This window comes from Thomasclavelia saccharogumia DSM 17460 (assembly GCF_000686665.1).
GTDB lineage: Bacteria > Bacillota_I > Bacilli_A > Erysipelotrichales > Coprobacillaceae > Thomasclavelia > Thomasclavelia saccharogumia.
In genome coordinates this window covers 1-8,813 of sequence record NZ_JMLH01000092.1, presented here as the reverse complement: position 1 = coordinate 8,813, position 8,813 = coordinate 1, and the positions used below count along the sequence as shown (strand labels likewise).

Here is an 8,813-nt window from a genome sequence, read left to right as displayed (position 1 = left end):
CTCCAGTCAATAGCCGCTTCAAGTTTTCTAACCTCATGATGAAGCGGAACCAGCTCATCAATAGTGCTTAAAATAATGTGATCATGTTTAATTGTATTTACTGTCATTACCATTTTTATTACCTCCAAATACGTGTATACCTGAATTATACCATATTTTGATTTCTTTATCTTAAATAAAAAAGTCGTGGAGCTTTAAAATGTTTACGTATTTGGAAAAAAGTCATCCACGACATTAGTTATATTATCATATAATCATTAAAATAAAAAGACTGTTTCAAATATTTTTATTTGTCAACAGCCTGAACTGTTGAAATTTTCAACAGTTTTTTTTCATAAAAAAATTATTTTTTGAAGTAAAATCAATAATTTGAGGGTAAATAATAATAAGAGGTTTAATAAAAGTGTGGGGTTAGATAAGGAGGAAATGAAAAATGAATGAATTACAATTATGTAGTCAGATGCAAATTTCTGGTGGTGGATTTACAACTATTTTCTTTTGTGTGGTTATGGGTGCTGCTGTTTATAAGATGGCAAAGTCAACGGCTGGAAGAGTATCGATACCTAGAATTATTTCAATTGAGTGGCGTTAAAATGAAAGAATTACCTGTTTCATCACAAAAACAAGTCAGTGGTGGGTTTGCTTTACCTTTTATTATTACATTGATTGCCGTTAGCGGAGCAGTTAATGTAGCAAGAGTAATAAGAAGTCATTATTCGGTTACGAGAAGTCGTTAATATGAAAGGCTAAAAAGCCTTTCATATTTTATAGCTATATGCATATTCTTTATTGGAGGTAGAATATGAAGATAGTTAGGTTAGTAGTTGTCGTATCAATGCTTTTATCATTGTTATTTGGAGGATTTTATCTAAAGTTTTTTTCATCTACTCAAAGTAAGATCAATGCTTACATAGTGCAGGTAGGAATTTATAAGCAGGATGAAAATGCTAATGAAATGGTAGCAAAATTAACAGAATTGCAACAACCGAATTATAAGTATCAAAAAGATAATAATTTTGTTGTTATTACTGGAATATTTTTAGATGAAGAGGAGGCTAAAAAGATGGGAAATACAATTAGTGAAAAGGGAATTACCTGTGTGATCAAACAAGTACAATTTGATAGTAGTTTTAAAGAAGTTATTGAACAGCAAAACTATGAAGCAATTATTAATGAGCTAGGATCATGAAAATAAAAAATTATCCCCAAGAAGAACGTCCACGAGAAAAAGCTTATTATTATGGAATTGAAAGTTTAAGCAATGTTGAATTACTTGCTTTGATTTTACGGACGGGTAATAAGCAGGAGTCTGTTTTAGAGTTAGCGCAGCGATTGATCAATGAAGTTGGGGGCTTAGCTTATTTAAAAGATATAACTTATCATCAGCTTGTTTTGATCAAGGGAATCAAGAAAGCTAAAGCTATTGAAATATTGGCAGTAATTGAACTTACAAAAAGATTAAGACAGGTACAAGGAATATCGTCAGTTATTAAAGAACCTATCGATGGTTATAATCTCGTTAAAGATAAATTGATGTTTGAACAGCAGGAAAAAGTAATAATTTTATGTTTGAATTCAAGATTAGAAGTGATGAAGGAAAAAACAGTATTTGTTGGAAGTAACAATATTTCAATTATTAGTGGGCGTGAGCTATTTAAAGAAGCACTGATTTGTGGCAGTAGTCGAATCATGGTGATTCATAATCATCCTTCAGGTAATCCTACACCTTCACCTGAAGATATCGAAACGACGAAACGTTTATATAAAATGGCTGAAGAATTGGAGATTGAAGTTATTGATCATTTAATAATTGGAAGAAATAAATTTTATAGTTTTGCTGCAAAAGAAATTATTGAAGTCTAAAGTTAATTGATTATTTTATATTAATGTCTTATAATGGTATCAACATGTGAGGTGATAATTTGAATAATCGAAAGAAACAACGAAACAGAAGAATCATTTTAATAATTACAATTGCAATTATTGTTTTTTCAAGTATCTCATTGATTTTTTCAAGAACACAGTGGGGAATTGAAAGAATGATCAGTGATTCAGTGGCGGTAGTAGAGTATTATGTGATAAAAAAACCAATTGAGTTTGTAAGCAGCTTATTTAGTGAATACAATGAATTAAAGGATGTTTATAACGAAAATAAGATTTTAAGAGCTAGATTAGCGGCTTATGCAAGTGTTGAAGTTAATACTGATGTTTTATCAGGGGAAATAGATGATTTGAAAAAAGCTTTAGATCTTAGTCATTTACCAACTGATTATAACGTAAAGACGGCAACTGTCATTGCTCGTGATGCTAGCAGCTGGACTAATGAAATAACGATTGATTTAGGAAGCATGGCTGGAGTAAGCAAAGATATGGTAGTTGTTGCGTCTAAAGGAATGGTGGGGAAAGTAACTTCGGTAACTGAAGTTAGTGCTACTGTTCAATTATTAACAACAGAAAATCCAGTTTCTGATTTACCGGTTCAAATTATGAATGGTGATCAAAATATTTATGGTTTATTAAAGCGTTATGATGTTGAAAGTAAATGTTATGAGGTAACATTATTGAGTGATGTTGATAAATTAGAAGATAATGCTAAGGTTATTACTTCTGGATTAGGTGGGGATCAAAAGGCCCCTAAAGGAATTTACATAGGAACGGCTGAGGTTATAGATGTTTCTAATGATGGTACAACAAAGACCCTTAAAGTTAAACCGGCTGAGGATTTTAGTGATTTGAGTTATGTTTCAGTAGTTTTTAGAGGAAATGATGATGAATAAAAAATTATATCGTTATTATTTAGTAATGGCGCTTAGTTTTGTAATTGATAGTGTTATTAATTATTATCTTCCTTTTAATTTTGATAAATCGGGAATCACAATTATACCTTATATTGGTTTGATGATGTTTACCTTGTTAAATAATACTATTGGTGATGAACATCGTTACTTTTTTGCAACAGTAACAGGATTATATTATGCAATCGTTTATGCTAATAGTTTATTGATATATGTTTTGCTGTATTGTTTATATGCTTTTTTAGGAAAAAAATATACTAAATTAGCGACTTTTACCCTTTTAGAAATGTATATCGCTGTAATTGTGACAATAATCGCGCAGGAGATCGTGTTATACTGGTTAGTGTGGATAACAAATATTACGCAACTTTCGATAGTAACTTTTATGATAAATCGTTTGTTGCCAACTGTAGCAGCTAATTTATTTTTAATTGCACCAGTATATTTTATCCATAAGAAATTAGGATTCGAGGGTAAGATCAATGCATATCAAAGTAAAAGGGATTAATGGTCATCTAGTTTTTGTTTTTGATGATAGTCAAGAATTTAATAGTTTAATAAGTGAATTAAAAAGTCTTTTAGAGTCTCCATTACTTAAAAGTGATGGGTATTATCCAAAGGCTTTTTTTGATTTTAAAAGTCGAATTTTGAGTATTCATGAATTATCAAAATTATTAGAACTATTATTTGAAAAACAAGTTTTGTTATTTGATGGCATTAATATGATAAAAAAAGAACATAAAAATAAGATCAAAGTAATTGAAGAGACGATTCATTCAGGTGAAGTTTTAGAATTAGATCAAGATACTTTGATTATTGGACAGATAAATCCTGGAGCAATCGTGCGTTTTAGCGGAAAATTATATGTGATGGGAAAAGTGTGTGGTTTTGTTGAGGGAATGAATGCTGATGCGAAGATCAGTGGACAATGTTTTAAAAATGCTCATGTTAGAATTAATGGAGTATCTCGACAAAATTATACAAGTTTTGAACTTACGATGCTTTATTATAAAGACAATGAAATATTCTTAGATAAGGGGGACATGATTTATGTCTAGAGTTATAGTAGTTACTTCTGGTAAAGGCGGGGTAGGTAAAAGCAGTATAAGTGTCAATCTGGCTAGTGCTTTAGCGTATTCTAAATTTAAAGTTTGTTTGATTGATGGTGATTTTGGACTCAAAAATTTGGATGTTATGATGGGTTTAGAAAATAGAGTAGTTTATGATTTAAATGATGTAGTTGAAGGTCGTTGTACAATTGAACAGGTTTTGGTTAAAGATAAAAGAATAGCTGGATTGAGTTTATTACCGTCGTGCAAATCATTATCATTTGAAAATTTAGATACAAAGATAATGAATTCTTTGATTGAAAGGTTAAGTAAAGATTTTGATTTTATTATTGTAGACAGTCCGGCAGGTGTTGAAAAAGGATTTGAATATTCAGCATCATTAGCTAGTGAAGCAATCGTAGTTGTCAATCTTGATGTATCATCATTACGTGATGCCGATAGAGTTGTAGGGTTATTGATGAAAAAAGGTATTAATACGATCAATATGGTAGTTAATAAAGTTAATCTCGATGATATTGAAAGTTCTCGTTCGTTAACGATCGATGATGCTAAAGAAATTTTATCATTGCCGTTAATAGGAATTGTATATGATAGTCATGATATGATAGAAGCTAATAATCGAGGTGTACCGATCTTTTTAGATCAGCAGCACTTATTACATACTTGTTTTTTAAATATTGCAAAACGTTTATTAGGACATCAGGTTCCATATGTGAAATATAAAAAGAAAAGTTTAATTCGTCGATTTTTTTATTCATGATCTAAGTCTTTAATATAAATTGTTATCATATAATGAATTAGGTGATATGATGAATGATCTTGATGATATAAGAAAACGTATGCATAAAAGGCGTCAAAAACCTTTAAATGATGATAATTTTAAGCGGTTTTATAATTTTATGGTTAAATTTATGGTCGTGATTTTAGTTGTTTTAGTTTCGATGTCGTATGTTAAATTAAATCCTGATTCAAATCTAAAGAAAATAATTTTAAATGATGCTAATTATAAAATGGTTACCAGCTGGTTATCAGATACGCTATTTTCGTTTTTACCTTCAAATGAAACACCGGTATCTAGTGAAATCAGTTATCAGCATGTAAAGGATGATTACTATAAAAATAATAGTAATGAGGTTTTAAGCATTGAAGCAGGAAGAGTTATCGAGGTAGGAACAGATGAAAATTTAGGTAGTCATGTTGTTATTTTAGGTAAAAATAATGTAACGATCACTTATAGTGAGATCGATAATGTAATGGTGACGCTGTATGATGAGGTAGATCAAGGGATGGTTCTAGGAAGTTATAATGAAAAGTTTATTTTGCAGTTTGATTATCTTGGTAAAGAGATAAGTTATGAAGAGTATCAAAGGATGGAATAACTGGTATATCCATCCTTTTACTATGATGTATATCTTGATTAGTATTATAAATAATAATTTTTTTAATTATATTAGTGCTTTAATAATTGTTTGTATTCATGAGTATGGACATTATTATTTTGCTAAAAAATTTAATTTTGAAATTGAAAAAGTTGAGATATTTCCTTTTGGGGCTTTTTTAAGTGTCAATGATTATGGAATGCATCATGTTTGTGAAGAACTGATCATGTTGATGGCAGGGTTATCAGTACATTTACCTATTTATTTTATAATTGAAATATTTATTCAAAATCAGTATTTATTAGAAGTTAATCGTTTGGTATTTATTTTTAATTTTTTACCTATTTATCCATTAGATGGTTCTAAGATCTTACTGCTTTTATTGTCTTTGATCAAAGATTATTATCAAGCAATCAAATTACAAATAAAAATATCTTTGTTTGCTTTATCGATATTAATCGTTTTATATAACAAGATTGGTTATTTGCTGGTGTATTTTTATTTACTGTACGCTAACTATGAATATATTAAAGAATTTCGATATATGATCATCCGTCTTTATTTAAAAAGGATGCAGGGTAGTCAGTATAAGCATTGTAAGATCAATTATAATTTTAATTTTTACCGACCTTACTATAATATCTATGTAATTGATGGAAAGACATATAATGAAAAGCAAATGCTACAATTTTTAATAAAAAAGCTAAAAACAGATTGACTTTAGGCCATAAATTTAATATAATGCAACTGTTGTAGACCTCTAGCTACAACCGCACATAAAAGGTATTAAAGCAATGCTGCCTTGGTTGGCGAGTCTTAGAATATTTATAGGAGGTGCGATATGTACGCAATTATTGAAACAGGTGGAAAACAAATCAAAGTTGAAGCTGGAGATACTATTTTTGTAGAAAAATTAGATGTTGAAGCAGGAGAAAAAGTAGTTTTTGATAAAGTATTATTAGTTGGTGATAAAACTACTAAATTAGGAGCTCCTTATGTTGAAGGTGCAACTGTAGAAGCTACTGTTGAAAAACATGGTAAAGAAAAGAAAGTTGTTGTTTATAAATACAACCCTAAAAAACATTATCACAAAAAACAAGGTCATAGACAGCCTTATACAAAATTAGTAATCAATGCTATCAATGGATAATGATCAAAGTATTAATTAAAAAAAAAGAAAATCAAATCATTAATTTCAAAATAACTGGTCATGCTAATAGCGATGTTTATGGCAAAGATCTAGTTTGTGCAGGTGTTTCTACAAGTAGTATAGGAACATTAAATATGCTAGTTAAAAAAGGATTTTTAGATGATCATATTGGAACGATCGAAGTTAATGAAGGATATATAAACATAATCGTAAAACAAGTAGATGAGATTTGCCAAGTGGTGCTAGAGACGCTTGAGACAACTTTGGATACTATGGCTGAAGATTATGGACAATTTATTGAAATATCTAAAGTGGAGGTGTAACATATGATGTTCAAATTAGATTTACAATTATTCGCTTCTAAAAAAGGGGTAGGGTCAACTAAAAATGGTCGTGATTCTAAATCAAAAAGATTAGGAGCTAAATTAGCTGATGGGCAATTTTGCACAGCAGGGTCTATTATTTATAGACAAAGAGGAACTAAAATTCATCCAGGTACTAATGTAGGAAAAGGTGGCGATGACACTTTATTTGCTACAGTTGATGGGATCGTAAAATTCGAAAGACTTGGTAGAGATAGAAAAAAAGTTTCAGTTTATCCAGCTGCATAATTTAATCCCTGAAAAGGGATTTTTTTGTATCGATTGGTAAATAATAAGAAAAGAGGTGGATTTATGCAATTTATTGATAAGGCAAAAATTAGAGTTGAAGCCGGTAAGGGTGGTGATGGAACAGTTGCTTTTAGACGTGAAGCCCATGTTCCTAAAGGTGGACCTGCTGGCGGTGATGGAGGAAAAGGTGGTAGTGTCATTTTTGAAGCTACAACATCACTTTCAACTTTATTGGATTTAAAATATAATCGTTTATATAAAGCGCCTTCAGGACAAAATGGAATGGCTAAAAAAATGCATGGTAAAGATGCTATTGATACGTTGATCAAGGTTCCGGTTGGAACAGTAATCATCAATGAGGAAACAAATCAGATCATGGCAGATTTAACTGAAGATAAACAGCGTGTAGTTATCGCTAAAGGGGGCCGTGGTGGTCGTGGAAATGCCCGTTTTGCAACTTCAAGAAATCCAGCTCCGCAAATTTGTGAACGCGGTGAACCTGGGGAAAAATTTGATTTGCAGTGTGAATTAAAGTTATTGGCTGATGTCGGATTAGTAGGCTTTCCATCGGTTGGAAAATCAACTTTACTTTCGGTTGTTTCTAGAGCTCGTCCTGAAATAGCTGATTATCATTTTACAACGATCGTACCAAATTTAGGAGTAGTACAGGTAAAAGACGGGCGTAGTTTTGTGATGGCTGATTTACCAGGGCTGATTGAAGGAGCAGCTCAAGGCAAAGGTTTAGGACATCAATTTTTAAGACATATCGAGCGTTGTCGAGTTATCGTTCATATTATTGATATGGGGGCTGTTGATGGTCGGGATCCATACGAGGATTATGTGACGATAAATAAGGAATTAGGTGAATATCAGTATCGTTTATTAGAACGGCCACAAATCGTTGTTGCTAATAAAATGGATGAAGAAGGAGCTGAAGAAAATCTAGCTCGTTTTAAAGAATTAGCTGGTGATGAAGTTAAAGTTTTTCCAATTAGTGCTATCATCCATGATGGCGTTGACCAAGTATTATATGCAATTGCAGATACGTTAGCTGCTACTCCAACGTTTGCACTGGAAGAAAATGACGAAGAAAATACAGTTCTTTATACAATGAATGATGAAGAAGAAAAACCATTTGAATTACATAATTTGGGTAATGGAAACTGGAAGATCACAGGTAAACGGATTGAAAGAATGGTAGCGATGACTTCATTAGTAAGTGATGATTCTTTAAAACGTTTATTGATCAAATTAAGAAATATGGGTGTTGATGATGCTCTAAGAAATGCCGGAGCTAAAGATGGCGATAATGTTGCTATTGCGGATTTTGAATTTGATTATTATGAGTAATCAAATTATCATTTTATAATGTTGAGGCTAAATAAAATAACTAATCAGGTTATTTTGTTAAGCCTTTTTATTATTTATCGAAAAAGTTAGAAAAATAAAAGAAGTGTTTTAGATATAAAGATGGTATAATGATATGGAAAGGGTGATAGCATGGGAATATATTTAAATCCAGGGAAGATGTCATTTTTACAGGCGACAAAGAATCCGATATATGTAGATAAATCATTACTGATAGAATATACTAATAGTTTGATGGGAATCAATGATTGTAAGATCTGTGTCTCAAGACCAAGACGGTTTGGAAAGAGCACTGATGCTAATATGTTAGTGGCTTATTATTCTAAGGGCTGTGATTCATTGGATATATTCAATGATTTAAAAATAAGTAAAACAGAATTATATCAAAAGCATTTGAATAAGCATAATGTGATTCATCTCGATATTCAAAAGTTTTTAAG

General features: G+C 31.0%; 15 protein-coding genes and 1 other annotated feature. All 15 genes read left to right on the top strand.

Translation table 11 applies throughout. The features are described from left to right. Nucleotides 1-433: 433 nt before the first annotated feature. The gene (locus BR82_RS17380; protein WP_162832140.1) at nt 434-592 is read left to right on the top strand and encodes a hypothetical protein; all 159 of its coding nucleotides are present in this window, start codon (nt 434-436) and stop codon (nt 590-592) included. Then, a complete protein-coding gene (locus tag BR82_RS17175; protein ID WP_154659622.1) occupies nt 579-737 on the top strand; it encodes a hypothetical protein in 159 nt (52 codons plus the stop codon). Before BR82_RS17380 ends, BR82_RS17175 begins: the two co-directional genes overlap by 14 nt. A gap of 65 nt (nt 738-802) precedes the next feature. Beyond that, nucleotides 803-1,189: an SPOR domain-containing protein gene (locus tag BR82_RS0113755; RefSeq protein ID WP_027090645.1), complete on the top strand. Its 387-nt coding sequence runs from the start codon at nt 803-805 to the stop codon at nt 1,187-1,189. Continuing rightward, nucleotides 1,186-1,863, top strand: coding sequence for a RadC family protein (radC, locus tag BR82_RS0113750; RefSeq protein ID WP_027090644.1), 678 nt, complete (start codon nt 1,186-1,188; stop codon nt 1,861-1,863). Before BR82_RS0113755 ends, radC begins: the two co-directional genes overlap by 4 nt. Nucleotides 1,864-1,922: 59 nt before the next feature. Beyond that, on the top strand, nt 1,923-2,777 hold the full coding sequence (mreC, locus tag BR82_RS0113745; protein WP_027090643.1) for a rod shape-determining protein MreC: 855 nt from the start codon (nt 1,923-1,925) through the stop codon (nt 2,775-2,777). After that, a complete protein-coding gene (locus tag BR82_RS0113740; protein WP_027090642.1) occupies nt 2,770-3,303 on the top strand; it encodes a hypothetical protein in 534 nt (177 codons plus the stop codon). Before mreC ends, BR82_RS0113740 begins: the two co-directional genes overlap by 8 nt. After that, entirely contained in the window at nt 3,278-3,853 is a 576-nt protein-coding gene (locus BR82_RS0113735; protein ID WP_027090641.1) for a septum site-determining protein MinC, read from the top strand. Before BR82_RS0113740 ends, BR82_RS0113735 begins: the two co-directional genes overlap by 26 nt. Next, complete coding sequence (minD, locus tag BR82_RS0113730; protein ID WP_027090640.1) at nt 3,846-4,625, top strand: septum site-determining protein MinD; 780 nt, start codon at nt 3,846-3,848, stop codon at nt 4,623-4,625. The genes BR82_RS0113735 and minD overlap by 8 nt, the downstream gene beginning before the upstream one ends. A 49-nt stretch (nt 4,626-4,674) precedes the next feature. Further along, nucleotides 4,675-5,244 (top strand): M23 family metallopeptidase, encoded by a 570-nt coding sequence (locus tag BR82_RS0113725; RefSeq protein WP_027090639.1) that lies wholly within the window; start codon nt 4,675-4,677, stop codon nt 5,242-5,244. After that, entirely contained in the window at nt 5,219-5,962 is a 744-nt protein-coding gene (locus BR82_RS0113720; RefSeq protein ID WP_027090638.1) for a site-2 protease family protein, read from the top strand. The genes BR82_RS0113725 and BR82_RS0113720 overlap by 26 nt, the downstream gene beginning before the upstream one ends. Nucleotides 5,963-6,002: 40 nt before the next feature. Continuing rightward, nucleotides 6,003-6,071 (top strand) — a sequence feature (ribosomal protein L21 leader region). Nucleotides 6,072-6,085: 14 nt separating this feature from the next. After that, a complete protein-coding gene (gene rplU / locus BR82_RS0113715; protein ID WP_024720883.1) occupies nt 6,086-6,394 on the top strand; it encodes a 50S ribosomal protein L21 in 309 nt (102 codons plus the stop codon). Then, entirely contained in the window at nt 6,394-6,717 is a 324-nt protein-coding gene (locus BR82_RS0113710; protein ID WP_027090637.1) for a ribosomal-processing cysteine protease Prp, read from the top strand. Before rplU ends, BR82_RS0113710 begins: the two co-directional genes overlap by 1 nt. A 3-nt stretch (nt 6,718-6,720) precedes the next feature. After that, nucleotides 6,721-7,005, top strand: coding sequence for a 50S ribosomal protein L27 (gene rpmA / locus BR82_RS0113705; RefSeq protein WP_027090636.1), 285 nt, complete (start codon nt 6,721-6,723; stop codon nt 7,003-7,005). A 63-nt stretch (nt 7,006-7,068) separates the two neighbouring features. Continuing rightward, nucleotides 7,069-8,355, top strand: a complete 1,287-nt coding sequence (obgE, locus tag BR82_RS0113700; protein ID WP_027090635.1) for a GTPase ObgE — start codon at nt 7,069-7,071, stop codon at nt 8,353-8,355. Between the two features lie 150 nt (nt 8,356-8,505). Continuing rightward, the coding region (locus BR82_RS15985) for an AAA family ATPase (protein WP_034865153.1) at nt 8,506-8,813 on the top strand (308 nt) is incomplete at its 3' end.

Excerpts from the sequence above, each read along its gene's own strand:
- BR82_RS0113755 (WP_027090645.1), top strand. The coding sequence starts at position 803 with ATGAAGATAGTTAGGTTAGTAGTTGTCGTATCAATGCTTTTATCATTG.
- BR82_RS17380 (WP_162832140.1), top strand. The coding sequence starts at position 434 with ATGAATGAATTACAATTATGTAGTCAGATGCAAATTTCTGGTGGTGGA.
- minD (WP_027090640.1), top strand. The coding sequence starts at position 3,846 with ATGTCTAGAGTTATAGTAGTTACTTCTGGTAAAGGCGGGGTAGGTAAA.
- BR82_RS0113710 (WP_027090637.1), top strand. The coding sequence starts at position 6,394 with ATGATCAAAGTATTAATTAAAAAAAAAGAAAATCAAATCATTAATTTC.
- obgE (WP_027090635.1), top strand. The coding sequence starts at position 7,069 with ATGCAATTTATTGATAAGGCAAAAATTAGAGTTGAAGCCGGTAAGGGT.
- rpmA (WP_027090636.1), top strand. The coding sequence starts at position 6,721 with ATGATGTTCAAATTAGATTTACAATTATTCGCTTCTAAAAAAGGGGTA.
- rplU (WP_024720883.1), top strand. The coding sequence starts at position 6,086 with ATGTACGCAATTATTGAAACAGGTGGAAAACAAATCAAAGTTGAAGCT.
- radC (WP_027090644.1), top strand. The coding sequence starts at position 1,186 with ATGAAAATAAAAAATTATCCCCAAGAAGAACGTCCACGAGAAAAAGCT.
- BR82_RS0113720 (WP_027090638.1), top strand. The coding sequence starts at position 5,219 with ATGAAGAGTATCAAAGGATGGAATAACTGGTATATCCATCCTTTTACT.
- BR82_RS0113725 (WP_027090639.1), top strand. The coding sequence starts at position 4,675 with ATGAATGATCTTGATGATATAAGAAAACGTATGCATAAAAGGCGTCAA.
- BR82_RS0113735 (WP_027090641.1), top strand. The coding sequence starts at position 3,278 with ATGCATATCAAAGTAAAAGGGATTAATGGTCATCTAGTTTTTGTTTTT.
- BR82_RS0113740 (WP_027090642.1), top strand. The coding sequence starts at position 2,770 with ATGAATAAAAAATTATATCGTTATTATTTAGTAATGGCGCTTAGTTTT.